Annotated in this window: 23 protein-coding genes and 1 pseudogene; 16 read left to right on the top strand and 8 right to left on the bottom strand. The window is 55.6% G+C overall.

The genetic code is table 11. The features are described from left to right. Positions 1-19 precede the first annotated feature (19 nt). Entirely contained in the window at positions 20-1,390 is a 1,371-nt protein-coding gene (locus ACR0B3_RS03050; RefSeq protein ID WP_480807789.1) for a class II 3-deoxy-7-phosphoheptulonate synthase, read from the top strand. Between the two features lie 53 nt (positions 1,391-1,443). Here the strand turns inward: ACR0B3_RS03050 and ACR0B3_RS03045 are convergent, their stop codons facing one another. After that, positions 1,444-2,115 (bottom strand): PAS domain-containing protein, encoded by a 672-nt coding sequence (locus tag ACR0B3_RS03045; protein WP_480807788.1) that lies wholly within the window; start codon positions 2,113-2,115, stop codon positions 1,444-1,446. A gap of 232 nt (positions 2,116-2,347) precedes the next feature. On the opposite strand from ACR0B3_RS03045, the gene ACR0B3_RS03040 reads away from it, so the two are divergent. The 10 genes from ACR0B3_RS03040 to phoB all read left to right on the top strand — a co-directional run bounded on the left by ACR0B3_RS03040 (position 2,348) and on the right by phoB (position 11,787). Then, positions 2,348-3,238: a YicC/YloC family endoribonuclease gene (locus tag ACR0B3_RS03040; RefSeq protein WP_480807787.1), complete on the top strand. Its 891-nt coding sequence runs from the start codon at positions 2,348-2,350 to the stop codon at positions 3,236-3,238. A 15-nt stretch (positions 3,239-3,253) separates the two neighbouring features. Beyond that, on the top strand, positions 3,254-3,895 hold the full coding sequence (gene gmk / locus ACR0B3_RS03035; RefSeq protein WP_480807786.1) for a guanylate kinase: 642 nt from the start codon (positions 3,254-3,256) through the stop codon (positions 3,893-3,895). Next, positions 3,892-4,413, top strand: coding sequence for a gamma carbonic anhydrase family protein (locus ACR0B3_RS03030; RefSeq protein ID WP_480807785.1), 522 nt, complete (start codon positions 3,892-3,894; stop codon positions 4,411-4,413). Before gmk ends, ACR0B3_RS03030 begins: the two co-directional genes overlap by 4 nt. A 6-nt stretch (positions 4,414-4,419) precedes the next feature. Continuing rightward, a complete protein-coding gene (locus ACR0B3_RS03025) occupies positions 4,420-5,451 on the top strand; it encodes a sensor histidine kinase (protein ID WP_480807784.1) in 1,032 nt (343 codons plus the stop codon). 170 nt (positions 5,452-5,621) lie between these two features. Next, complete coding sequence (locus ACR0B3_RS03020; RefSeq protein ID WP_480807783.1) at positions 5,622-6,662, top strand: substrate-binding domain-containing protein; 1,041 nt, start codon at positions 5,622-5,624, stop codon at positions 6,660-6,662. Between the two features lie 90 nt (positions 6,663-6,752). Further along, positions 6,753-8,225: a phosphate ABC transporter permease subunit PstC gene (gene pstC / locus ACR0B3_RS03015; protein WP_480807782.1), complete on the top strand. Its 1,473-nt coding sequence runs from the start codon at positions 6,753-6,755 to the stop codon at positions 8,223-8,225. Next, on the top strand, positions 8,222-9,553 hold the full coding sequence (gene pstA, locus ACR0B3_RS03010) for a phosphate ABC transporter permease PstA (protein WP_480807781.1): 1,332 nt from the start codon (positions 8,222-8,224) through the stop codon (positions 9,551-9,553). Before pstC ends, pstA begins: the two co-directional genes overlap by 4 nt. A 12-nt stretch (positions 9,554-9,565) precedes the next feature. Continuing rightward, positions 9,566-10,363 carry a phosphate ABC transporter ATP-binding protein PstB gene (pstB, locus tag ACR0B3_RS03005; protein WP_480683766.1) on the top strand — a complete coding sequence of 266 codons (798 nt, stop codon included), beginning with the start codon at positions 9,566-9,568 and terminating at the stop codon, positions 10,361-10,363. Between the two features lie 16 nt (positions 10,364-10,379). Further along, a complete protein-coding gene (gene phoU, locus ACR0B3_RS03000; protein ID WP_480807780.1) occupies positions 10,380-11,084 on the top strand; it encodes a phosphate signaling complex protein PhoU in 705 nt (234 codons plus the stop codon). Between the two features lie 13 nt (positions 11,085-11,097). Then, entirely contained in the window at positions 11,098-11,787 is a 690-nt protein-coding gene (gene phoB / locus ACR0B3_RS02995; RefSeq protein ID WP_480807779.1) for a phosphate regulon transcriptional regulator PhoB, read from the top strand. On the opposite strand, the pseudogene ACR0B3_RS02990 reads toward phoB, so the two are convergent. Further along, positions 11,784-12,695: pseudogene (locus tag ACR0B3_RS02990) on the bottom strand (LysR family transcriptional regulator). The gene phoB and the pseudogene ACR0B3_RS02990 sit on opposite strands and share 4 nt — an antisense overlap. A gap of 98 nt (positions 12,696-12,793) precedes the next feature. Here ACR0B3_RS02990 and ACR0B3_RS02985 point away from each other — a divergent pair. Continuing rightward, a complete protein-coding gene (locus tag ACR0B3_RS02985; RefSeq protein WP_480807778.1) occupies positions 12,794-14,023 on the top strand; it encodes an acyl-CoA dehydrogenase in 1,230 nt (409 codons plus the stop codon). Positions 14,024-14,155: 132 nt separating this feature from the next. Continuing rightward, positions 14,156-14,923 (top strand): SDR family oxidoreductase, encoded by a 768-nt coding sequence (locus ACR0B3_RS02980; protein ID WP_480807777.1) that lies wholly within the window; start codon positions 14,156-14,158, stop codon positions 14,921-14,923. Here the strand turns inward: ACR0B3_RS02980 and ACR0B3_RS02975 are convergent. From ACR0B3_RS02975 to ACR0B3_RS02960, 4 genes are all read right to left on the bottom strand, one after another. After that, positions 14,920-15,786, bottom strand: a complete 867-nt coding sequence (locus ACR0B3_RS02975) for an acyl-CoA thioesterase (RefSeq protein ID WP_480807776.1) — start codon at positions 15,784-15,786, stop codon at positions 14,920-14,922. The genes ACR0B3_RS02980 and ACR0B3_RS02975 overlap by 4 nt on opposite strands. Before the next feature lie 33 nt (positions 15,787-15,819). Further along, on the bottom strand, positions 15,820-17,052 hold the full coding sequence (locus tag ACR0B3_RS02970; protein WP_480807775.1) for a serine hydrolase domain-containing protein: 1,233 nt from the start codon (positions 17,050-17,052) through the stop codon (positions 15,820-15,822). Between the two features lie 116 nt (positions 17,053-17,168). Beyond that, positions 17,169-18,209 carry a phosphotransferase family protein gene (locus ACR0B3_RS02965; protein ID WP_480807774.1) on the bottom strand — a complete coding sequence of 347 codons (1,041 nt, stop codon included), beginning with the start codon at positions 18,207-18,209 and terminating at the stop codon, positions 17,169-17,171. A gap of 17 nt (positions 18,210-18,226) precedes the next feature. Then, entirely contained in the window at positions 18,227-19,045 is an 819-nt protein-coding gene (locus tag ACR0B3_RS02960; protein WP_480807773.1) for an SDR family NAD(P)-dependent oxidoreductase, read from the bottom strand. 128 nt (positions 19,046-19,173) lie between these two features. On the opposite strand from ACR0B3_RS02960, the gene ACR0B3_RS02955 reads away from it, so the two are divergent. The 3 genes from ACR0B3_RS02955 to ACR0B3_RS02945 all read left to right on the top strand — a co-directional run bounded on the left by ACR0B3_RS02955 (position 19,174) and on the right by ACR0B3_RS02945 (position 21,502). Next, the gene (locus tag ACR0B3_RS02955) at positions 19,174-20,175 is read left to right on the top strand and encodes an NADPH:quinone oxidoreductase family protein (RefSeq protein WP_480807772.1); all 1,002 of its coding nucleotides are present in this window, start codon (positions 19,174-19,176) and stop codon (positions 20,173-20,175) included. 128 nt (positions 20,176-20,303) lie between these two features. After that, on the top strand, positions 20,304-20,753 hold the full coding sequence (aroQ, locus tag ACR0B3_RS02950) for a type II 3-dehydroquinate dehydratase (protein WP_480807771.1): 450 nt from the start codon (positions 20,304-20,306) through the stop codon (positions 20,751-20,753). Continuing rightward, positions 20,750-21,502: a LuxR family transcriptional regulator gene (locus tag ACR0B3_RS02945; RefSeq protein WP_170683856.1), complete on the top strand. Its 753-nt coding sequence runs from the start codon at positions 20,750-20,752 to the stop codon at positions 21,500-21,502. Before aroQ ends, ACR0B3_RS02945 begins: the two co-directional genes overlap by 4 nt. A 377-nt stretch (positions 21,503-21,879) precedes the next feature. Here the strand turns inward: ACR0B3_RS02945 and tsf are convergent, their stop codons facing one another. Both tsf and rpsB read right to left on the bottom strand, forming a co-directional pair. Further along, positions 21,880-22,755, bottom strand: a complete 876-nt coding sequence (gene tsf / locus ACR0B3_RS02940; RefSeq protein ID WP_170683857.1) for a translation elongation factor Ts — start codon at positions 22,753-22,755, stop codon at positions 21,880-21,882. 76 nt (positions 22,756-22,831) lie between these two features. Beyond that, entirely contained in the window at positions 22,832-23,632 is an 801-nt protein-coding gene (rpsB, locus tag ACR0B3_RS02935) for a 30S ribosomal protein S2 (protein WP_170375336.1), read from the bottom strand. Between the last annotated feature and the right edge of the window lie 32 nt (positions 23,633-23,664).

The raw sequence follows: 23,664 nt of genomic DNA, 5'->3' as shown, positions 1-23,664 counted from the left end.
CTCAGCGGAGATATAAGCTATGACTGAATGGCAAAAAACGAACTGGCGCAACAAGCCCCGGGTTCAGATGCCAGACTATACCGACGCGGCCGCGCTGGCCAAAGTCGAGGCGCAGCTTTCGCAGTATCCCCCGCTGGTCTTTGCGGGTGAATCACGTCGGCTAAAACAGCACTTGGGCGCTGCCGGTCGCGGCGAAGCCTTCCTGCTGCAAGGCGGGGATTGCGCTGAAAGCTTTGAACAATTTAGCGCGGACTCGATCCGTGATACGTTCAAGGTAATGCTGCAGATGGCGATGGTGCTGACATATGGCGCCAAGGTTCCCGTGGTGAAAGTTGGCCGCATGGCCGGACAATTCGCCAAACCGCGCAGCGCGCCAACCGAGGTCGTGGATGGTGTGGAGCTGCCCAGCTACCGTGGTGATATCATCAACGAGCTGGCCTTTACACCCGAAGCCCGCATCCCGAATCCCAACAAGATGCTGCAGGCCTACACCCAGGCGGCCGCGACTTTGAACCTGCTGCGGGCGTTCTCGACCGGTGGTTTCGCGGATATGAGCCACGTGCATTCTTGGACACTAGGTTTTGCCGATGGGCAGGACGTTCAAAAGTACTCTGAGATCGCCGACCGCATTCAGGACTCGATTGATTTCATGGGGGCTGCGGGCATCACCGCAGATACCACACACGAGTTCTCATCAGTGGAATTCTACACCAGCCACGAAGGACTGCTGCTTGAGTACGAAGAGGCGCTAACGCGTCTGGATTCGACATCTGGCAATTGGTTGGCTGGCTCGGGCCACATGATTTGGATCGGCGACCGCACCCGTCAGCCGGACGGTGCCCATGTCGAGTTCTGCCGCGGTGTTCTGAACCCGATCGGTCTGAAATGCGGTCCGACGACGACTGCGGAAGACCTCAAGGTTCTAATGTCCATGCTGAACCCGGATAACGAAGAAGGTCGCCTTACGCTGATCGCGCGCTTCGGCGCTGGCAAGGCAGGTGAGCATCTTCCGCGTCTGATCAAGGCCGTGAAGGAAGAAGGTGCCAAAGTCACTTGGGTTTGTGACCCGATGCATGGCAATACTATCAAGTCGGCGACCGGGTACAAAACTCGTCCATTCGATTCGGTCTTGCGCGAAGTGCGCGACTTCTTCGGTGTTCATCAGGCCGAGGGTACGATCCCCGGGGGTGTGCATTTTGAGATGACGGGTCTGGATGTGACCGAGTGCACCGGCGGCGTGCGCGCGGTGACCGAAGAGGACCTTTCGGATCGTTACCACACGGCGTGTGACCCGCGCTTGAATGCGTCGCAGTCGCTGGAGTTGGCCTTCCTTGTCGCAGAGGAGCTGACCAACCTGCGCCGTGATCGCAGCAAACGCGCCGCCAGTTAAGCTTGGCATCTTTCGAAAATAGGAGCGGCGGGCATTTGCCCGCCGTTTTTTGTTTAGTCGTCCCGTGACGACACCAGCCGCAGGTGTGGTGCGCCTTTGAACGTGGCTTCCGCCTCGGCAAATCCTTCTGCGTGTTCTGGTGTCGTTTTTGGTGGCCGTTGCAGATCGGAAACTGTGTTCACGCGATGATCCGAGACAATGAAGCGGCGTGGAGTTACGCCGATAGCACCATCACTGACCATGACCCCAAGAACACGACTGACATCGCCAAGATCGCTTTTGAGCGGAAGCAGGATCATGCGGGCCTGTAAGTTGACGCGACCTAGCTTCCCTTTGGAAAGCAAGCCTAGCTCCGCGACGGCCGGATTGGTCAAGACTTGATCCAAAAGAGATTTGACGTTGTCGCGCGCGCTCGGTTCGAAAAATGATGTCAGCGGCATACCGCGCACTTCCATGCCCGCCAGTTTGTTCAGATGGCTACCAGCCAGTCTAAACCGGGCCAAACCGGGCGCGATACGTTCCAGTATGAATGTGTATTCCAGAATATTTTCCAGCCCGCGCGGATCAATCTGTGATCGCATGGGTACGCCTTCACCCGTCAGCAAGGCGGTCCAATAGGCTTCGGCCTGACGAATGGGTGAGAGGCTTCGCCCGCTGTCAAATCGGTCCATTGCGACGATCTTTCCAAATTCTGAGCCGGAGCCAGTCCCGAAAAAGGTTTTCATTTCATCACCCTACCGTCAATCACTCGCGATTTTCCTAAAATGCCGTCTAATGGGCAAAGCTGCGATCGGCCAGCTTTTCTGATGGGCAGATTGACACGGGTTAATACAATTTTGGAGTAATTCTTTAACGAATGGTTAACCTCTCGATTTCAGGTGCGAATTGAGCAAGGACTTGCCCCTTGCTGGCCAATGGCATTAGGTGCGACCAACAAATCTGACGGAAAGGGCAGGCATGATCAAATCCATGACCGGTTTCGCTGCGGGCAAGGGGACGTTCGGGCCTCACAGCTGGACGTGGGAATTACGCAGCGTCAATGGCAAGGGGCTGGACTTGCGTCTTCGCCTGCCGGACTGGTTGACCGGGCTTGAGGCTGCGTTGCGGAGTGATCTGTCAAAGCAGATCAACCGGGGCAATGTTACGTTGTCGCTTCGATTGAGCCGTGAAGAAGCTGCTTCGGACATTCAGTTAAATGCGCCGGCGATGGAGGCCGCGCTAGAAGCACTGGCCCAAACCGAAGCCTTGGCGGGTGCCCGGGGTGTGCTGTTTGCACCGTCCAAAGCCAGCGATCTTCTGGCTCTGAAGGGCATGTTGGAGGTGGGGAATGATGCTGATGATCCAACCCCGCTTGTTGAGCAACTGAAATCGGAATTTGGTGCTTTGTTGGCATCCTTCCTTGAGATGCGCGGCACCGAAGGTAGGGCCTTGGCGGGTATCCTGGGTGGGCAATTAGATCAAATCGCTAAGCTGACGGAACAGGCTGCTGAACTGGCCGAACGTCGCCGTGGGGAAATGGAGCAAAACTTGCGCGATAATCTGGCCCGCGTTCTGGGCAATGCGCAGGGTGCAGACCCGGAACGGGTCGCGCAAGAGCTTGCGTTGATTGCGGTCAAAGCGGATATCACGGAAGAGATTGATCGTTTGATCGCACATGTCGCTGCAGCGCGCACCTTGCTGGCGCAAGACGGCCCCGTTGGGCGCAAGCTGGATTTCTTGATGCAAGAATTCAATCGCGAGGCGAACACTCTCTGCTCGAAATCGCAGAATGCCGAACTGACCGCAGTTGGATTGGAACTGAAGGCCGTCATCGATCAGATGCGCGAGCAAGTACAGAACGTGGAATAAGGACGGGAACATCACATGGCGGATCGCCGAGGTCTATTAATCATTCTGTCCTCTCCATCTGGTGCGGGCAAGTCCACTCTGGCACGGCGCCTTATGCAGTGGGATGTCGGACTTGAGTTCTCTATCTCGGCCACCACCCGCGCACCGCGTCCGGGCGAGGAGCATGGGCGCGAATATTACTTCCTGTCTGAGGACGAGTTCAAACAGCAGGTGGCTGATGGGCAGATGCTGGAGCACGCGCATGTCTTCGGCAACTTCTATGGCTCACCTGCGGGGCCGGTGCGCGAGTCTATTACCCAAGGGCGCGACGTGTTGTTCGATGTGGATTGGCAGGGTGAAGTGCAGATTCGGAATTCAGACTTGGGCAAACACGCGTTGTCGATATTCATCCTGCCGCCCTCCATCCGCGAGCTTCGGCGCAGGTTGGAAGGGCGCGGACAGGACAGCGAGGATGTGATCGCCAAGCGTATGCTGAAAAGCTGGGATGAGATCAGCCACTGGGGGTATTACGACTACGTGCTGATCAATGATGATCTGGATTCGACCGAAGAAAAACTGAAAACGATTGTCAGCGCCGAACGCATGCGCCGTATTCAGCAACCCAACCTGCAAAACCACATCCGCTCGTTGCAGACCGAGTTTGAGGGCCTATCATGACCATCTATGCTTTGGGCGAACACGCGCCTCAGATTCACGAAGATACATGGGTCGCCTCTGATGCCAATCTGATTGGCAAAGTGGTGCTGGAGCAAGGTGCGTCGGTCTGGTTTGGATGCACCATACGCGCGGATCACGAGGAAATCCGTGTAGGCACCGGCAGCAACGTACAGGAAAACTGCGTGATGCATATCGATGCGGGATTTCCGTTGACGATTGGTAAGAACTGTACGATCGGCCACAAGGTCATGCTGCACGGCTGCACGATCGGGGACAATACGCTGATCGGTATGGGTGCCATTGTCCTGAATGGTGCGAAGATTGGAAAAAACTGCCTGATCGGGGCTGGGGCGCTGATCACCGAAGGCAAGGAAATTCCCGATAACTCGCTGGTCATGGGATCGCCCGGCAAAGTGGTCAGACAGATAGATGAAACTGCGGCGCAAAAGCTGACGCTGAGCGCGCTCCACTATCAAGACAACATGCGCAAGTTTCGCGAAACTCTGCGATCGGTCTGATCTGGTATGACTGAAAACCTGATTGCCGAACTTGTCTCTGCGGTTCCGCTGCCCGCGTTGCTGATCGATCAGAGTGAACGAATCCAATCTGCGAACACCGAGGCGCAGACACTGCTGGGCGGTGCAATAGAGGGCAGGCATTTTGCCACCATCCTGCGCCAACCGCAGGTCATCGAAGTGATTGAGCAGTGCCTGCGTTCGAAACAGCCCGGCACTGCGAGACACCTGTCCAATGACGGGGCGCAAGACACAACATTCGAAGTGCAGTGCCGGTATATCAGCGGTACCCAAGCCGTTCTGGCGGTGTTTCAGGATGTTACATATCTGGAACAAGCGGGTCAGATGCGGCGTGATTTCGTTGCGAATGTCAGTCATGAGCTGCGCACACCACTGACTGCTTTGATGGGTTTCATCGAAACCCTGCGGGGTCCGGCTCGTGACGATACCGCTGCCCGCGATCGCTTTTTGCAGATCATGACGGATGAGGCCAATCGGATGAATAGATTGGTCGGGGATTTGCTGTCGCTCAACCGCGTCGAAAGTGAAGAGAGGGTCAGACCAAAAGAACCGCTGGAACTGACCGGGCTCATCCAGTCGACATTGAACACTCTACGTCCCTTGGCGGATGACGCCAGTGTAACCGTTTCGCTTGATGCGCCGGCAGAGCCCGTCACGATGATCGGCGATAGCGATCAGTTGCGTCAGGTCATTACCAACCTTGTCGAAAACGCAATCAAATATGGTGGCGGGGGAGGCAAGGTCGATGTGGTTGTGCGTTTGTTCCAGCGGGATACCGCAATGCGTGGTCCCGCTGTTCGAATCAAGATCATAGATCAGGGCCCGGGTATCGATGCCAAACATCTGCCCAGGCTAACCGAGCGATTCTATCGTGCCGACAGTCACCGTTCGCGCGAGTTGGGCGGGACAGGGCTGGGGCTTGCCATTGTTAAACACATCGTCAACCGGCATCGCGGTCGGCTGCGCGTTGAAAGTGAATTGGGTCAGGGTGCCACATTCACTGTAATCTTGCCCCGTTAAACGCAAGCCTATCGATGCTGACCCATCGTCAAGTTAAGAATTTCTGAGAAATTCGTGAGTTGTCATGAAACCGTTACATACCTGTCACAAAAGGCTTACGCGCGGGTCATAGTGCTGCGCGCAGATCATCATGAGGGTGATCAGTACCCATCATTCTCAAGGAGACTGAAATGTCCTTTGTAAAACTGTCGGCTTCTGTGCTGGCAATCGCCGCCGTCTCGGCAACCGCTGCTGCCGCACGTGACAATGTTCAGGTTGCCGGTTCGTCGACCGTACTGCCTTATGCTTCGATCGTAGCTGAACTGTTCGGTGAAAACACTGATTTCCCGACCCCGGTTGTAGAATCGGGCGGTTCCTCGGCTGGTCTCAAGCGGTTCTGTGAAGGCGTTGGCGAAAACACAATCGACGTTGCAAACGCATCGCGCGCAATCCGCGAAAAAGAAATCAAAGCCTGTGCTGAAAACGGCGTGACTGACATCATGGAAGTCCGCATCGGTTATGACGGCATCGTATTTGCAAGCCAGCAGTCGGGCCCGGCCTTCACTGCGTTCCAGCCTGCAGACATCTATAATGCGATCGGTTCGAAAGTCATGAAAGACGGCGCGCTGGTCGATAACAGCTTCAACAGCTGGGCCGAGTTCAACGGCGACCTGCCGGATGTTGAAATCGCCATGTTCATTCCGGGCACCAAGCACGGCACCCGTGAAGTGTTCGAAGACAAAGTTCTGCTGGCAGGTTGTGAAGCAACCGGCGCCATGGAAGCCATGGTCACAGGCGGCATGAGCGAAGATGACGCCGAAGACGCGTGCCTCGACGTCCGCACCGATGGCAAATCGGTCGACATCGACGGTGACTACACCGAAACCCTGGCTCGTATCGACACCAACCCCAACGGCATCGGCGTGTTTGGTCTGGCGTTCTATGAGAACAATACCGACAAGCTGAAAGTCGCGACCATGGGCGGTATCGCACCTTCGACCGAAACCATCGCTTCGGGTGAGTACCCTGTTTCGCGCCCGTTGTTCTTCTACGTCAAGAAAGCCCATATCGGCGTGATCCCTGGCCTGAAAGAATACGCTCAGTTCTTTACCGCTGACGAAATCGCAGGTGGTTCGGGCCCGCTGGCCAACTATGGCTTGGTTGCTGACCCCGAGCTGTCCAAAACTCAGGACGCAATCGCGAACGAAGTGACCATGGGTTCGGGCAGCTAAACCGGAACATACGGTTACGCATCTGGGGCGGCCGCAAGTGTCGCCCCAAAGCATCTTTAAGAAGTCCCGATCAAGACCCGTGGGGGTAGTATGCCGATAATTTGGCTTTTCCTGATCGTCATCGCGATCTCTGCAGTCGGATTTTTCCTTGGGCGTTCGCGTGCCTTGCACAGCGCCGGAGGTGACAGCCGAAATCTGCACTCACTTCCAACGTTTTATGGCGCGAACGTCGCCCTGAAAACGGTCGTTCCAGCGATCGGTCTGTTGATCGTCTGGTTGCTTGTGCAACCGCTATACGTGAATTCTCAGGTCTCCGAGATGATCCCTGAATCAGCCATCAAAGAAGGTTCGTCGCTGAGCCTTGTGATGGCCGAGGTGCGCCGCACCGCCAGTGGGTTGGACAACGCTGTGGCTCAAGGGTTGCTGACAGAGACCTCCGCGGGTGATGCAAACGCAGATATTGCTGAAATCACACAGACGCTGAAGGACGCAGGGCAGGTTGTGACTTCGGACATAACGCAACCTGTACTACACGCAGCGCAGAGATATCGGGTCATGAATGCGACCGGATATGCCATCATGTCGGTTCTCGTCATCTTGATCGCGATGGCCGGTGCCGCATTCAGCTGGTGGCAAACCCACTTGGAATACCGGGCGCGCAATGTCGTTGAGCAGGGCGTTCGTGTCCTCTTGCTTGCTGCCGCGTCTGTTGCGGTGCTCACGACGGTTGGCATCGTATTGTCGCTGGTCTTCAACACTTGGGAGTTCTTCAAGCTCTATCCCGCTTCCGAGTTCTTCTTTGGCACGACCTGGGCACCCAGCTTTTCGGGCCGTGGTGGTGCCTCCGATCTGGGTATCATTCCACTGCTGTGGGGTACATTCTACATCTCGTTAGTCGCGCTGCTTGTCGCTGTGCCGATTGGTTTGTTCGCTGCCATTTACCTCAGCGAATATGCCTCGCCCCGTGTGCGCGCATTCGCCAAACCTTTGCTTGAGGTTCTGGCTGGCATCCCGACCATCGTTTACGGTCTCTTCGCCCTGCTGACCGTCGGCCCGCTGCTGCTGAGCGTTTTTGGCAATGACGGATTGGGTTGGATGAAAGCTGGTACAGCGGTGATGACCGCTGGTCTGGTCATGGGCATTATGCTGATCCCTTTCGTTTCTTCCCTATCTGACGACATCATCAATGCGGTGCCGCAGGCGATGCGTGATGGGTCTTATGGGCTGGGTGCCACTCAGTCTGAAACAATCCGCCAAGTCGTTTTACCGGCAGCCCTTCCGGGGATCGTAGGTGCGATCCTTCTGGCTGCCTCGCGCGCTATTGGTGAGACAATGATCGTGGTTCTTGGGGCAGGGGCGGCTGCCCGGTTGGACCTGAACCCCTTTGAGGCCATGACCACCGTCACCGCAAAAATCGTCAGCCAGTTGACCGGCGATGCTGATTTCGCCTCGCCCGAAGCCCTTGTGGCCTTTGCGCTTGGCATGACCTTGTTCATCCTCACGTTGGGGCTGAACGTTTTCGCCCTTTATATCGTGCGTAAGTATCGGGAGCAGTACGAATGACCGACGCCAGCATGCCAAGCCCCGAAACCGGCCGTCACGCTGTCTCGCTTACGGCTACTGATGCACGGACCAAGAAACGCGCAGCTGCCGAAAAACGGTTTCGCGCTTATGGTATCGTCGCAATCGCAACCGGACTGTTCTTTCTGGTCGTGTTATTTGCCTCAATCCTGTCGCAAGGTATTCCAGCCTTCCAGCGCACGGTCGTAAGCGTCGAGTTTACCCTGACGCCAGCGCAGCGCGATGAGGCCGAGGGCACACTGTTCAAGACCAAGGCCTATTCCGATCTGTTCATCGCAGAGCTGAATGAAGAACTGGCCGAAAGCGGAATTAGCGTCGATTTTGACGAGGCCGCGATCGAGCGTCTGCTGGGGAAAGTCGGGGGTACGATCCGGACTTTCTATGCGGATAAACCAAGCAAACTGGGTGAGCCGATCATGTTCGATCTGGCAGCCTCAAGCCGGGTAGATGGGTATTTCAAGGGCCGTGTGTCGCGCGACACCTTGCAAGACAGCCGCTTTTTGCAACTCAGCGATCTGGATCTGGTCGATGCGTTGAAAGAGGCGGGGATCATCAAGCAGGCATTCAACTGGCCCTTTATTACCGGTGCGGATTCCGGAGTGGACAACCCCGGCGGGGCCGGCATCGGTGCCTCGGTCGTTGGTTCATTCTTCATGATGCTGGTGGTGCTGTGCCTCTCGCTGCCTATCGGAGTCGCTGCATCCATCTATCTGGAAGAGTTCGCGCCGCAGAACAAATTCACGGACCTGATCGAGGTCAATATCTCGAACCTGGCCGCTGTGCCGTCGATCGTGTTCGGTATTCTGGGTCTGGCGGTGTTCATCCAGTTCATGCACTTGCCGCAATCGGCCCCACTTGTAGGTGGCTTGGTGCTGACGCTAATGACGCTGCCGACGATCATCATCTCGACCCGCGCATCACTTAAGGCCGTGCCGCCGTCGATCCGTGATGCGGCACTTGGGGTAGGGGCCTCGAAAATGCAGGCCGTGTTCCACCACGTGCTGCCGCTGGCCGCGCCCGGCATTCTGACCGGCACTATCATCGGTCTGGCACAAGCGCTGGGTGAAACAGCCCCGCTGCTGCTGATCGGCATGGTGGGCTTTGTTGCCCGCGGCTATCCCGATGGATTTCTGGCAGGTTTTACCGAACCGAACTCGGCCATGCCCGCGCAGATCTACACCTGGGCCGCGCGCGCTGATGTGGGGTTCTATGAGAAAGCCTGGGGCGGCATCATCATCCTTTTGATGTTCCTGCTGACCATGAATATCATCGCAATCATCCTGCGCCGCCGCTTCGAACGCCGCTGGTAAATGGAGGCTACAATGAATGACATGACACGAGTGGAGAGAACCGTGGACTCCAAAGACATCAAGATCAACGCCAAGAATGTTCAAGTCTACTATGGCGACACCCACGCGATCAAAGACGTGAATGTCGATATCGAAGACAAGACGGTCACGGCCTTTATCGGCCCGTCGGGCTGCGGTAAGTCGACATTTTTGCGTTGCCTCAACCGGATGAACGACACGATCGATATTTGCCGGGTCAAGGGTGATATCCTGCTGGATGGCGAAGACATCTATGACAAACGTGTAGATCCGGTTCAACTGCGCGCCAAGGTGGGGATGGTGTTCCAGAAACCGAACCCGTTCCCCAAGTCGATTTATGACAACGTTGCTTACGGTCCGCGTATCCACGGCCTTGCGAAGAACAAGGCGGAACTGGACGAGATCGTTGAAAAATCCCTGCGTCGAGGTGCGATCTGGGATGAGGTCAAAGATCGTCTGGACGCCCCCGGTACGGGCCTGTCAGGTGGCCAGCAGCAGCGTCTGTGCATTGCCCGCGCCGTAGCGACCGAGCCCGAGGTTCTACTGATGGATGAGCCGTGCTCGGCCCTGGACCCGATTGCGACCGCGCAGGTCGAGGAACTTATTGACGAGCTGCGCTCGCGCTATTCGGTGGTGATTGTGACCCACTCGATGCAACAGGCCGCGCGGGTCAGCCAGAAAACCGCATTTTTCCATCTGGGTAACTTGGTTGAATTTGGTGAAACCGGGCAGATCTTCACCAACCCCGAAGATCCCCGGACTGAAAGCTATATCACCGGCCGGATCGGCTGAGCACAGGATTATTGCAATGAGCAGCGAACAACATATTGCATCGGTTTTCGACCGGGATCTCGAGACCATTCAGGCCCATATCATGAAGATGGGCGGGCTGGTCGAAGCCGCCATCATGGGCGCCGCGCGGTCGTTGGAAACTCGCGACGAAGAACTGGCCAAAGAAGTGCGACAAGGCGACAAGGCCATCGACGCGTTGGAAGAGTTGATCGACGAGGAAACCGCGCGTCTGATCGCTCTGCGTGCTCCGACAGCCGGTGACTTGCGACTGGTGCTGTCAGTTCTGAAAGTCTCGGGCAATCTGGAACGGATTGGTGACTATTCCAAGAACATAGCCAAACGCACGACCGTTCTGGTCAATGCTGGTGAAATCAACGGCAGCGCCGCCGCCTTGCGCCGCATGGCGCGTGAGGTTGAGTTGATGCTGCGCGATGCGCTTGACGCCTATATCCAGCGGGATGCCGAACTGGCAGCAGATGTGATCGAGCGCGATCTGGAAGTAGACCAGATGTATAACGGCCTGTTCCGTGAGTTTCTGACCTTCATGGCCGAAGACCCGCGCAACATCTCGTCCTGCATGCATCTGCATTTCATCGCCAAAAACATCGAGCGTATGGGGGATCACGTGACCGCCATCGCCGAACAGGTAGTTTACCTGGTCACCGGCGAGCGTCCCAGCGAAGCCCGGCCCAAGGCCGACAACACCTCGCAAACGATCTAGGAGACCGTCCGTCATGTCCGCTGATCAACCGACAGTTCTGGTGGTTGAAGACGAGTTGGCCCAGCGCGAAGTCCTCGCCTACAATCTGGATGCCGAAGGGTTTCGCGTGATACGCGCAGCCAACGGGGACGAGGCCTTGTTGTTGGTCGAAGAAGACCGCCCGGATATCATTGTGCTGGATTGGATGATGCCCAATCTCAGCGGGATCGAGGTGTGTCGCCGCCTGAAAACGCGGCCTGACACCCGTTCGATCCCGATCATCATGTTGTCTGCCCGATCCGAAGAGGTTGATAAAGTGCGCGGATTGGAAACCGGCGCGGATGACTACGTGGTCAAGCCCTACTCGGTCGTGGAACTGATGGCGCGCGTACGGACGCAACTGCGCCGCGTGCGGCCTGCCACGGTGGGTATCCGGTTGGAATTTGACGACATTATCCTGGACTCTGAGACCCACAAGGTCAGCCGCGACGATAAGCTTCTGAAGCTGGGCCCGACTGAGTTCCGCCTGCTGAGCACATTCATGGAAAAGCCAGGGCGGGTCTGGAGCCGTGAACAACTGCTCGACCGCGTGTGGGGCCGCGACATCTATGTCGATACACGGACCGTCGATGTACACATTGGACGCCTGCGCAAAGCTTTGACCCAACATGGTGGCGAAGATCCGGTTCGCACGGTGCGCGGGGCAGGGTACGCGTTAGGTTAACGCGGCAGAACCTCTTCTGGCTGTGCCTGCGACGCCAGCCAGTGCCGGAAACTACGCAGCGCTTCATCCCCAGACTTCTCGCGCGGCCAAACCAGATAATAGGCGCCCACGGTTTCAATCGCATCCGGAAAGGCTGCAACCAATCTACCGGTCGCCAAATCCTGTTCGATCAAGTAGTTCGGCAACAAGGCGACGCCCAGCCCGTGGAGCGCGGCTTAATTGATCGTATTGAACTGGTCGTGCACTGTGCCGGGCAGGGGGTGCGGATGTTCGACGCCCATCTGCTGAAACCAATCCTGCCACGCGCGCGGTCGTGTCTGGATATGAAGCAAAGGCAATTTAAGCAATTCACTTGGTGCGTTAGGTGATCCGTGTGGTAGCAACTCGGGTGCACAAACAGGTAAAACCCGCTCAACACTCAGCAATAACCGATCGGTTCCGGGCCAATCGGGCTCTCCAAAATGCAACGCTGCATCAAAGGGTTCTGATGCAAAGCTGAACGGTCGTAGACGTGTTGTCATGTTGATCGTGATATCTGGATGCAGGCGCGCAAACTCGGGCAGTCGGGGAACCAGCCAGCGCATACCGAATGTCGGTAATATCGCCAGGTTCAATGTCCCGCCAACCGGTGCAACGTGTAGCTTAAGCGCCGCTTGTGCGATCTGGGCCAAGGCTGGCCGAATTTCCCGAACATAGTCCTGTCCGGCCTTTGTCAGAGACAGTCTTTTTCGGTCGCGGCTCACCAACTCAGCGTCCAGATGCGCCTCAAGCGTCTGTAGCTGTCGGCTGACGGCGCTTTGCGTCAGAGCCATTTCATCTGCAACGGCTGAGGCTGACCCAAGCCGGTCCAAGGCTTCGAGCGCGCGTAGCGCAGAGATCGGTGGTAGAATAGGGCGTTTGGGTCGCATCTATGCGTTTTGATCATGAAAATATGCATATGTCTCGCTTTTTTTTGCGAAAAACTCAGGATATGGTTGCGCCAACTCACACCGACCGGAGAATTAGAATGAACGCTCCAGAAGCTAAGCCTGTCTTGCGCGCGAAGGATGCCCCCGAGCTTGGGGCTTTCAATTGGGATGATCCGTTCCGACTATCTGACCAGTTGGAAGAGGATGAACGTCTGATCGCCGACAGCGCGCGTGCGTATGCTCAAGAAAAACTGCAACCGCGTGTCACCAAGGCCTTTCAGAACGAAGAGACCGATCCGGGGATCTTTCGCGAGATGGGAGAGATGGGCCTGCTCGGCACAACAATCCCCGAGGAATATGGCGGCATCGGTGCGGGCTATGTGACTTATGGTCTGGTTGCGCGCGAGGTTGAGCGGGTGGATTCTGGCTATCGCTCGATGATGTCGGTGCAAAGCTCGTTGGTGATGTATCCCATTTATGCGTACGGCACCGAAGAACAACGGCGCAAATACCTGCCAAAACTGGCCAGCGGTGAGTGGATTGGCTGCTTTGGCCTGACAGAACCTGACGCTGGGTCTGATCCTGCGGCAATGAAAACCCGCGCCGAGAAAATCGACGGCGGCTATCGTTTGACCGGCAGCAAGATGTGGATTTCAAACGCGCCGATTGCTGATGTGTTTGTGGTCTGGGCGAAGTCGGATGCACATGACGGTAAAATCCGAGGGTTTGTTCTGGACAAAGGCACTAAAGGCCTAAGTGCACCGAAGATCGAAAACAAGTTGAGCCTGCGAACCTCGATCACTGGTGAAATTGTTTTGGATTGCGTCGAAGTGGACGAGGGCGCACTGCTTCCTCATGTGCAAGGCCTCAAGGGGCCGTTTGGTTGTCTGAATCGCGCGCGCTATGGCATCAGCTGGGGCGCTATGGGAGCTGCCGAATGCTGCTGGCATGCGGCGCGTCAATATGGCCTGGACCGCAAGCAGTTCAATCGACCCTTGGCGCAGACGCAGCTGTATCAACGTAAATTGGCAGAGATGCAGACAGAAATTTCACTGGGTCTGCAAGCAAGCCTTCGCGTTGGGCGTCTATTGGACCAAGCCGAAGCCGCGCCCGAGATGATATCGATCATCAAACGCAACAACTGTGGCAAAGCTCTGGATATCGCTCGGATGTCTCGTGACATGCATGGGGGCAACGGGATTTCGCTGGAATTCCAAGTGGTGCGCCACATGATCAATCTTGAGACCGTCAATACCTATGAAGGCACGCATGATGTCCATGCCTTGATCCTGGGGCGGGCGCAAACGGGTCTTCAGGCGTTCTTTTGAAGACTAGCTCAATTATCGTATAATCGGTATTATGTAAATAATAAGACTGTGAACCGCAGTCCCACTGATCGCATTGGCTGTGGTTTACCAACATGTTACGATGCGCACGTAATGTGGAGCCCGGATGTTGCTATGGATCTAGATGGAAAGACCGTTGTTATAACCGGCGCGGCAAGTGGCATCGGTAAAGGTTTGGCCGAACGGTTCTCAGTTGAAGGCGCGCATGTCATTTGCGCCGATATCGATCTTGAAGGAGCACGGTCTGTAGCGCAGCAAATTGGTGGTACTACCTTTAGTTGTGATGTCTCCAAAGAAAACGATATTCGCGTACTGATTGAGACGGTCGAAGATACGATTGCTCCGATTGATCTATTCTGTGCCAATGCCGGTATACTGACCTTTGGTGGGCTTGATGTGCCGGACGAAGATTGGGATCGCATCTGGCGGATCAACGTTATGTCTCACGTCTGGACGGCAAGGCATTTGATCCCACGAATGTTGGCACGTGGCAGCGGTTATCTGATGGTTACGGCGTCTGCCGCCGGCTTGCTCAACATTCCCGGTGCCGCACCCTATGGCGTGACCAAACATGCGGCTGTTGGATTTGCTGAATGGGTCGCGCTGACGTACCGCGACCGCGGAATTCGGGTTTCAGTGTTATGTCCGCAAGCCGTGCGCTCTGAGATGACACGCGGATTTGAGGATTCGGTTGCAACAATTGATGGGATGCTTGAACCCGCTGATGTTGCGCAGTCCTGCGTCGAGGCGCTTGCGGAAGAGCGGTTTTTAATCCTTCCGCATCCGCAAGTTTCGGACTATGTGCGCCTGAAAGCCGAAGATCATGATCGATGGCTGGACGGAATGAATAAGATAGATCAGCAGTTTGCAAGAGATATCTAACGCGATTTTCGACGCCTCAATAGGCCTTCCTGCGCTACTGATGCAACCAAAGTGCCATCTTGGGCATAGATCGAGCCGCGGTTAAAGCTGCGCCCCTGCCCTGTCCATGGCGATTCCATCGTGTAGAGATGCCAGTTCTGAAATTGAACGGGTGCATGAAACCAGATTGCGTGATCAAGACTCGCGCCGTCGATCTCGCCAGTAAACCAGCTTAACCCATGAGGACGCATTCCCGAGCTCAGCAAGCTCATGTCTGAGGCATAGGCCAGAAGCAGATGCTGTGTAATCGTATCCGCGTGATTAGCTGCATTCATTCGAAACCAAATATGGTTCTTGTCGTCTACCTTCGCAGGCGAAAACAAGTCTAACGGGTCGATCTCGCGCACTTCGATTGGACGTTCGCGCAACAATTCCGGCTTTAGTTTGTCTGGTACACGATCCAGATAGTTTTCCCGCAATTCATCGCGCGACGGATAATGTTCGGGCGCATCTACCTTTGGAATGGGATGCTGATGATCCCACCCATCATCCTGTTTATGGAACGAGGCCGACATGTTCAGGATTTGCTTGCCATGCTGGATCGCAACTACGCGACGGGTCGTAAATGAACGTCCATCTCGCGCGCTATCCACTTGATATATAACAGGAATCGAAGGATCGCCTGGTCTAATAAAATAAGCATGTAAGGAATGACAGAGCCGCCCTTCAACCGTACTGTAAGCCGCCGCGAGAGCCTGTGCAATCACCTGCCCACCGAAGATGCGCGTCGGTGTTTCCCCGCCTGATCCGGTTCCGCGAAACAGATCGACTTCGAGGCGCTCGATATTCAGCAGATCAAGCAGTATGCGCTCAGCTTCGGTCATTCTGGGGTCTCCGGCGTCTTGGCTTTTCCGGTATCACCCTAAATCGGATGATTCAACGAGCGCTGCGTGAACAAGTGCTTTTAGCTCTGCGCGCGACGGATAGGAGCTGGACGGCGACAGCTGGGTGAAGAACACAGTTGAAAGCTGGTTGATCGGATCAATCCAGAAATAGGTTGAGGCCATTCCACCCCAACCATAATCACCGATCGAGCCTGGGGCTTTGGTGCGCGCCGGGTTCAGAATCACTGCGCCACCGATACCGAACCCTGTACCTTCCATGGGTTGTTCGGCAAAGCTTTGGGGTCCCATCGATGCAATGTCGCCCGGTAAGTGATTGCGAAACATAAACTCTACTGTCTTTGGGCCCAGCAGGCGTGCGCCATTGCCAGTTCCGTTGTTCCTCAGCATTTCGGCAAACTTGCTGTAGTCGTCGATCGTACTTATCAATCCGCCGCCACCGGAAAAGGTTGTGGTCGCTTCAAATGGAGATTGCCCGGCGCTATCTACCAATCGGAGAGTTTCGCCGCCGGATTTGGCTGCGTTCAGCGCCATCGCATCGCCTTCCAGCGGTGTATAAAGCGACGCAAACCGGTCCCCTGCCCCTGCAGGCACCGAGAACGCGGTTTCCGTCATCCCAAGAGGTTGGAAAATGTTCTCGTCGAAGTAAACATCCAGCGATTTGCCCGACACAACTTCGATCACGTGGCCGATTACATCAATTCCGACCGAATACTCCCATCGTGTACCGGGCTGAAATGCCAAGGGTAATTCCGCCAACACTTTGACCCGATCCGCCAGAGGGCCCTGTTGCGCGGAAAAGATCAGATTCAGCTCATCCATTGCTTCGGGCAGCAGGCCAGGATTGAACGGATAGCTTAGCCCGCTGGTATGCGTCAGCAACTGATGCAGGCTTGGAGTCGGTGCGTCCTCGGTCTGATCAATACTTGTCGCATTTGGCGTCAGCGCCTTCATGGTCGCAAATTCTGGCAGAAACTCGGAAACAGGCGCATCGAGATGAAACAACCCCTGCTCGACCAGCATCATCAGTGCGACGGATGTCACGGGCTTGGTCATCGAATATATCCGAACCAGACTGTCGCGCTGAAACTCAAGGTCGTTTTCGATACAGCGGCGACCACAAGCGTGAAAGAAGGCCTCTTGCCCATGCTGATGTATCAGAAGTGCGCTGCCAGCATATTTCCGCTGGTCGACATATCTCTGCATCCACTTGTGAATATGCATCTGCGCAGTCGGATCAAGTCCCATATATCGGCTCCGTGTTCGTTGGGTCGATCTTGCATGCCGACTGAATGCAGTAACAGATAAATCTGCCTGTTTCAGCCCATTTACGATGACTTGACGTTTGGCTCAGAGAATTCCCCTTATGTCTGATCCAACGCGGACAACCCGTGCTGCGCAAAGATTGGAACATATGCACCAAACGCGCGCGCCCTTGCCGGGTCTGATGCGTTGCCGTCGAGCGCCCGTTTATAGACACCTTGCAGAATACCGGCCATGCGGAAGAAGTTGAAAGCAAGGTAGAACCCAAAATTCTCGATCCCCGGCAATCCGCGACGCGCGCAATAGTCGGCGATAAAGGCTTGATCAGAGGGCAGGCCCAAGCTTTCACGATCAACACCGGCCAGACCTCGGCCTTGTTTGCCGGGTGGCAGTTGCCACTGCATGATGACCGCCGCCAAATCCGCATAAGGATGCCCGATGGTTGAAAGTTCCCAATCCAGCACGCCAATGCAGGCTGTTCCGTCGGTTTCAAACATCAGATTGTCGATGCGGTAATCGCCGTGTACCAGTGTTCTTTGATTGTCATCAGCAGGGATCTGCGACTCCAAAGCAGAAATCAACTGGTTCATATCAGGAATGATTTCGGTTTCAGACGCGCGATATTGCTTTGTCCAACGGGCAATCTGCCGCTCGAAATAGTTGCCGGGCGGTCCGTAATCGGTAAGGCCTGCAGCATCGATATCAACCATATGCAATTCGGCCAGCACGCGGTTCATTTCTTCCAGAACACCTGTGCGCGTTTCGTTGTCTTCATCCTGCATGACGGGGTCAACAAACGTGCGTCCTTGCAGATGTTCCATCACATAGAAGGCCGACCCGATGACTTCGTCGTCTTCGCAAAGCAGGTAAACCTTGGGTACAGGCACGTTACTGCCCGCTAACGCTGCCAAAACGCGAAACTCTCGATCCACCGCATGAGCAGATTTCAATAGAACCCCTGGGGGTTTGCGCCTTAAAACACAGGACTTGGTCGGAGTACGCAGCAGATAGGTCGGGTTGGACTGGCCAACGGTAAACTTCTCCGCTTCAAGTGGGCCGTTAAATCCATCAAGCTGTGATTTAAGATAAGCATCAACAGCGTTGATATCCAGAGACGTATCGCTCAGTGGTTTCTCAGTCATTTGAAGTGAACCGGTCGTTACTGGGCATCGGCAAAGATATTACCCGCCGTCTGTACGTTGATCCCACCTGAGACCGGGATCACCGCACCGGTGACATAGCTGCCGCCACGGCCACACAGGAACAGCAGGCATCCCGCAATATCTTCGTCTCGACCGACGCGGCCCAGCGGGACACCCTTGCCCACCAAATCACGCTTGGTTTCGTCTTCGGTCGCAAAGGCCGTCATGCGCGACACGAACGGCCCCGGCGCCAGTGCATTTACTGTGACCCGATAAGGCGCCAGTTCTTTTGCCATGATCTTTGACAGGTGGATCACCGCTGCTTTTGAGGCGGAATAGCTGTAGGCCCCGTCTCCCATCGGGACCTCTCCCATAACAGAGCCCACATTGATCACCCGCGCCGGATCGTCGTCAGATGCAGATTGCATCAGAAGTGGCAGCAGCTTCTGGGTCAGATCAAACACCCCTGCTACGTTGACAGCCATAACCTTGTCCCATGCGGCACGGGGAAACTGGCCCATTGGCGCACCCCATGTAACGCCAGCATTATTCATCAGTATTTCAAGTGATTGGGTGTGTTTCTTGACCTCATTAACCAGCGCATCGATACCCGTTTCATCGCCGATGTCGCCAGAAAACCCTTCGGCCGAGCCAGGCGCATCCAATGCATTCAACTGCGCCGCGACAGCTTCGCACGCGTCGCCTTTGCGCGAGGCTATCAATACATGTGCCCCGGCATAGACCAGTGCTTCGGCTGCCATTCGGCCAATTCCAGTGGCGCCGCCTGTCACCAATGCCGTTTTGCCGCTTAGCGAAAACAATGTCTCGGGGGTCATGCGTTCTCCTTTTTGAAATTCGATACGATACACTCGACCTCGCGGAACCAGACGAGCGATCGCCTTGACAATGCTTGTCAGCAATCCAACGATTTCAATTCACGCGAAGCAAGAGGCAAGTAGAGAACATGCAGGCATTACTCAGCGTCACACCAGGCGGTCCGGAAACATTGGAACTGACCACCTTGCCTGATCCGACCCCAAAAGCGGGCGAAATTGTCGTACGTATCCGCGCCGCTGGCGTAAATTTTCCTGATACATTGATGATCCGAGACCTGTACCAAATGAAACCGCCCCGCCCTTTCGCCCCTGGTGGCGAAATCGCTGGCGAAATTACCTCGGTTGGCGAAGGTGTAACCGATTTCGCGCCCGGTGACCGTATTCTCGCGCTGTCCGGACATGGCGGGTTTGCTACGCATCTGACGCTCAATCCGGCGACCGCTGTCAACATTCCAGATACAATGCCATTCGAAGACGCCGCATGTTTCATCTTTACCTATGGTACGTCTTACCACGCTCTGAAGGACCGTGCTCAGCTGCAGCCAGGAGAGTCTGTGTTGATCCTTGGTGCCGCGGGCGGTGTTGGGTCTGCCGCCATCGAACTTGCCAAATCGATGGGCGCGCGCGTCATCGCGGCGGTCTCTTCTGCGGATAAGGCGGAATTCTGCAAGAATGTCGGTGCAGATGAGACGCTGATCTATCCGCGCTCGATGGATCGCGAGGCGCAAAAGGCCCTGTCTGCAGAGATCAAATCACTGGCCGGAAGTGGCGGCGTCGATGTGGTTTATGACGCCGTGGGTGGAGACTACGCACAGCCTGCGCTGCGCAGCTTGGCTTGGGGCGGGCGCTATCTTGTCGTTGGATTTCCCGCGGGTATTCCCAGCATTCCGTTGAATCTGACGTTACTCAAGGGCTGTCAGATCGTCGGCGTGTTCTGGGGCGCTTCGGTGCTTCGCGATCCGAAGGGGCACGCACAGAACATGGCTGAATTGTTTGGCATGTATAGCGCGGGAAAGATCGCGCCACGCATCAGCGCAAAATTTCCGCTGGAACGCGCAGCCGAAGCAATCAGCATGCTGGAGCGGCGCGAAGCTCTCGGTAAAGTTGTGGTGACGATGGAGGATATCTGAACTTCGCCAGCGTTGAGCTGTTGCGCCAAAACCGATGCGACAATGATGCTCTACCCCTAAGAGAGAAGGCTGCTAGACGCCTCTTGGATTCATGGTTATGAAAAAAGGAAGATGGGGACAGTTTGAAGATGCACAATATCCTGGTTCTGAATGGTCCGAACCTGAACTTGCTGGGCACGCGACAACCCGAAGTTTACGGCGCGACCACGTTGCGGATGATCGAAGATCTATGCGTGGCGCATGGCAAGTCGCTGGGCCAAAATGTCACTCATTTCCAATCCAATCATGAGGGCGCGCTAATTGATGCGATCCACGCATCCCGTGGTACGCAGGACGGCATTACCCTGAATGCAGGCGCGTTTACGCATACTTCGGTGGCGTTGATGGATGCGATTTCTTCTGCCGAAGTCCCCGTGGTTGAGGTGCATTTGTCCAACATTCATGCCCGTGAAGCATTTCGGCATAAATCGTATATCGCGCCTGTCGCCATTGGACAGATCTGCGGATTTGGTGCGCAAAGCTATGTGTTGGCGCTGAATGCGCTCGCCGCTCACCTGGCTGAGAGAGGCACGGGATGAACCTCAAAGAGTATCTCAATTTCCTCAGCTACGCGAAAACGCTCGAAGAGCTTTGGGATGCGCATTGCCGCCAGATGGCGAAGTTTGGGTTCGACCGGCTCCTGTACGGCCACACCCAGTATCGCACAGCGACATCATTGGGTGACCCAGAGGATTTTGTGATCCTGACCAACCATTGCCAGCGGTATTTGGATGGCTTTCTTCGGTCGGGCCTCTATTTTCACGCCCCAATGCTGAAATGGGCCTTAAACAATGACGGGGCCGCCAGTTGGAGCATGATCCACGACATGATGTCCAGCGGTGTTATGTCTGAAGAAGAAATCAGGGTGTTTGAGTTTAACAAATCCCTTGGTGTTTCAGCTGGTTATACGGTCAGCTTCAATTCGATTTCAATGCGTTCCAAAGGCGCGATCTCACTTGCGGCGCGTGAGCATAGCCAGCAAGAGATGGATGAGGTCTGGAAGAAGCATGGCGAAGACATTTTGCTGATGAACAATGTCGCGCATCTGAAAATCCTCACCCTGCCCTACAATGCGCCGAACCGTGCATTGACCAAGCGTCAGCGCGAGGCGTTGCAATGGGTCGGTGATGGCAAGACGACCCAGGACATCGCATTGCTGATGGGGTTGACCTCTGCAACTGTTGAAAAACACCTACGCCTGGCGCGTGAGGCACTGTCTGTTGAGACTACGGCGCAAGCAGTGCTTAAGGCCGCGTTGCAGAATCAGATGTTTGTTATGGAAGCATGACCCTATTTTGACGCTAAATTGCGTCAAATTGACCTAGGGTAAGGAATACATGACTTTCCGAATCTTACGATAAAATTGCAAATTGATATTGTTCCGTGAGTGGTGGCTTTAGCCAGGGAACATTTTGATTGGATCTTTGTAATTCCAAAGCTCTCTGATCGCTCTGACACCGAGGCGCCTATTCGTCCGCGTCTCTTTGCCGGAAATTTTGAGGGGCCCTTCCATCCCCATCATGCGGGGCCCCTCAATTCAACACCTTACAAACTCAACACCTTACACAAGCATCGGTTTTCAGGCTTTTGGCACGAAAAAACCCGGCTGCGCTATGCAACCGGGTTCGTATTTGTCGCAGCCTCAAACTGAGGCTGCAATAGATCTTAGCCCTGAGCGGCCTTGGCAACTTCGGCTGCGAAGTCTTCCTTTTCGACGACGATGCCTTCACCAACTTCCATGCGGACAAATCCGGTGATGGTGGCGCCTGCTTCTTTGGCCGCCGCTTCGACGGTCAGGTCGGGGTTCACGACAAATTGCTGGTTCAGCAGAGTCGATTCGGCGACGAATTTCTTCATGCGGCCTTCGATCATCTTCTCGATCACCTGCTCCGGCTTGCCGGATTCGCGGGCGATGTCCATCTGAACCTGCTTTTCTTTCTCGACAACAGCCGGATCCATGTCGGCTTCGGACAGAGCTGCCGGGTTCACAGCCGCGATGTGCATCGCAACCTGCTTGCCGATCGCTTCGTCACCACCTGACAAGGCTACCAGCACGCCAATTTTGCCCATGCCATTCGTCGCTGCGTTGTGGACGTAAGACACAACAGTGTCGCCCGACAGTTTCGACATGCGGCGAACCGACATGTTTTCACCGATGGTAGCGATCTTGTCAGTCAGCGTGTCCGCAACGGATTTGCCGCCCAGATCAGCAGCTAGCAGCGCGTCAACGTCATCAACGCCTTCGGCAGCATAGGTGATCTTGCCAACCATTTCCTGGAACTCGCCGTTCTTCGCAACAAAGTCGGTTTCCGAGTTCACCTCGACTGCTACACCGTTGTTACCGTTCACGTGAACAGCAACCAGACCTTCGGCTGCGGTACGGCCCGATTTCTTCGCCGCTTTGGCCAGGCCTTTGGTACGCAGCCAGTCGACGGCCTCGTCCATGTTGCCGCCGGTTTCGGTCAGCGCTTTTTTCGCGTCCATCATGCCTGCGCCGGTCGAGTCGCGCAGTTCTTTAACCATTGCTGCTGTGATTGCCATCTTTTGGCTCTCCTCAATTCAAACGGAATTGGGGCAGGTCTACCCTGCCCCATATGTCATTTACGTGACGGGCAGCTTACGCTTCGGCTTTGGCTTCCGGCGCGGCTTCTTCTGCGGGTGCTTCTTCGGCAACGGCTTCCTCAACCGGAGCTTCTTCGAATGCACCCAGATCAACGCCTGCTGCACCCATCTGTGCAGTCATGCCGTCCAGTGCGGCACGTGCGGCCAGATCGCAGTACAGCGCGATTGCGCGGGCTGCGTCGTCGTTGCCGGGGATGATGTAGTCAACACCATCGGGCGAGCAGTTGGTGTCGACAACAGCTACAACCGGGATACCCAGCTTGTTGGCTTCGGCGATCGCCAGTGCTTCTTTCTTGACGTCGATGACGAACAGCAGATCAGGAACGCCGCCCATTTCGCGGATACCGCCCAGCGATGCCTGCAATTTGCCCTGGTCACGCTCCATGCCCAGACGCTCTTTCTTGGTCAGGCCTTCAGCACCCGATTCCATCGCTTCGTCGATCTGGTTCAGACGGTTGATCGACTGGGAAACGGTTTTCCAGTTGGTCAGCGTGCCGCCCAGCCAGCGGTGGTTCATGTAGTACTGAGCCGACTTTTCAGCCGCTTCAGCGATCGGGCCAGCGGCCTGACGCTTGGTACCAACGAACAGAACGCGGCCACCTTTTGCAACGGTGTCACGAACGGCCTGCAGCGCCTGATCCAGCATCGGAACGGTCTGGGTCAAGTCCATGATGTGGATGCCATTGCGTGAGCCGTAGATGAACGGGCCCATACGGGGATTCCAACGCTGTGTCTGGTGACCAAAGTGAACGCCAGCTTCCAGCAGCTGACGCATGGTGAACTCGGGAAGAGCCATGCTATGTTTCCTTTTCCGGTTTACGCCTGAGC

The sequence above is a fragment of the Ruegeria sp. CE9 genome, from assembly GCF_056537425.1.
Note: the sequence above shows the minus strand (reverse complement) of the source record. Positions and strands in the feature narration are given on the sequence as shown.

Bases quoted from the DNA above. Each gene is read 5' to 3' on its own strand.
- ACR0B3_RS03050 (WP_480807789.1), top strand. From the start codon at position 20: ATGACTGAATGGCAAAAAACGAACTGGCGCAACAAGCCCCGGGTTCAG.
- ACR0B3_RS03045 (WP_480807788.1), bottom strand. From the start codon at position 2,115: ATGAAAACCTTTTTCGGGACTGGCTCCGGCTCAGAATTTGGAAAGATC.
- ACR0B3_RS03040 (WP_480807787.1), top strand. From the start codon at position 2,348: ATGATCAAATCCATGACCGGTTTCGCTGCGGGCAAGGGGACGTTCGGG.
- gmk (WP_480807786.1), top strand. From the start codon at position 3,254: ATGGCGGATCGCCGAGGTCTATTAATCATTCTGTCCTCTCCATCTGGT.
- ACR0B3_RS03030 (WP_480807785.1), top strand. From the start codon at position 3,892: ATGACCATCTATGCTTTGGGCGAACACGCGCCTCAGATTCACGAAGAT.
- ACR0B3_RS03025 (WP_480807784.1), top strand. From the start codon at position 4,420: ATGACTGAAAACCTGATTGCCGAACTTGTCTCTGCGGTTCCGCTGCCC.
- ACR0B3_RS03020 (WP_480807783.1), top strand. From the start codon at position 5,622: ATGTCCTTTGTAAAACTGTCGGCTTCTGTGCTGGCAATCGCCGCCGTC.
- pstC (WP_480807782.1), top strand. From the start codon at position 6,753: ATGCCGATAATTTGGCTTTTCCTGATCGTCATCGCGATCTCTGCAGTC.
- pstA (WP_480807781.1), top strand. From the start codon at position 8,222: ATGACCGACGCCAGCATGCCAAGCCCCGAAACCGGCCGTCACGCTGTC.
- pstB (WP_480683766.1), top strand. From the start codon at position 9,566: ATGAATGACATGACACGAGTGGAGAGAACCGTGGACTCCAAAGACATC.
- phoU (WP_480807780.1), top strand. From the start codon at position 10,380: ATGAGCAGCGAACAACATATTGCATCGGTTTTCGACCGGGATCTCGAG.
- phoB (WP_480807779.1), top strand. From the start codon at position 11,098: ATGTCCGCTGATCAACCGACAGTTCTGGTGGTTGAAGACGAGTTGGCC.
- ACR0B3_RS02985 (WP_480807778.1), top strand. From the start codon at position 12,794: ATGAACGCTCCAGAAGCTAAGCCTGTCTTGCGCGCGAAGGATGCCCCC.
- ACR0B3_RS02980 (WP_480807777.1), top strand. From the start codon at position 14,156: ATGGATCTAGATGGAAAGACCGTTGTTATAACCGGCGCGGCAAGTGGC.
- ACR0B3_RS02975 (WP_480807776.1), bottom strand. From the start codon at position 15,786: ATGACCGAAGCTGAGCGCATACTGCTTGATCTGCTGAATATCGAGCGC.
- ACR0B3_RS02970 (WP_480807775.1), bottom strand. From the start codon at position 17,052: ATGGGACTTGATCCGACTGCGCAGATGCATATTCACAAGTGGATGCAG.
- ACR0B3_RS02965 (WP_480807774.1), bottom strand. From the start codon at position 18,209: ATGACTGAGAAACCACTGAGCGATACGTCTCTGGATATCAACGCTGTT.
- ACR0B3_RS02960 (WP_480807773.1), bottom strand. From the start codon at position 19,045: ATGACCCCCGAGACATTGTTTTCGCTAAGCGGCAAAACGGCATTGGTG.
- ACR0B3_RS02955 (WP_480807772.1), top strand. From the start codon at position 19,174: ATGCAGGCATTACTCAGCGTCACACCAGGCGGTCCGGAAACATTGGAA.
- aroQ (WP_480807771.1), top strand. From the start codon at position 20,304: ATGCACAATATCCTGGTTCTGAATGGTCCGAACCTGAACTTGCTGGGC.
- ACR0B3_RS02945 (WP_170683856.1), top strand. From the start codon at position 20,750: ATGAACCTCAAAGAGTATCTCAATTTCCTCAGCTACGCGAAAACGCTC.
- tsf (WP_170683857.1), bottom strand. From the start codon at position 22,755: ATGGCAATCACAGCAGCAATGGTTAAAGAACTGCGCGACTCGACCGGC.
- rpsB (WP_170375336.1), bottom strand. From the start codon at position 23,632: ATGGCTCTTCCCGAGTTCACCATGCGTCAGCTGCTGGAAGCTGGCGTT.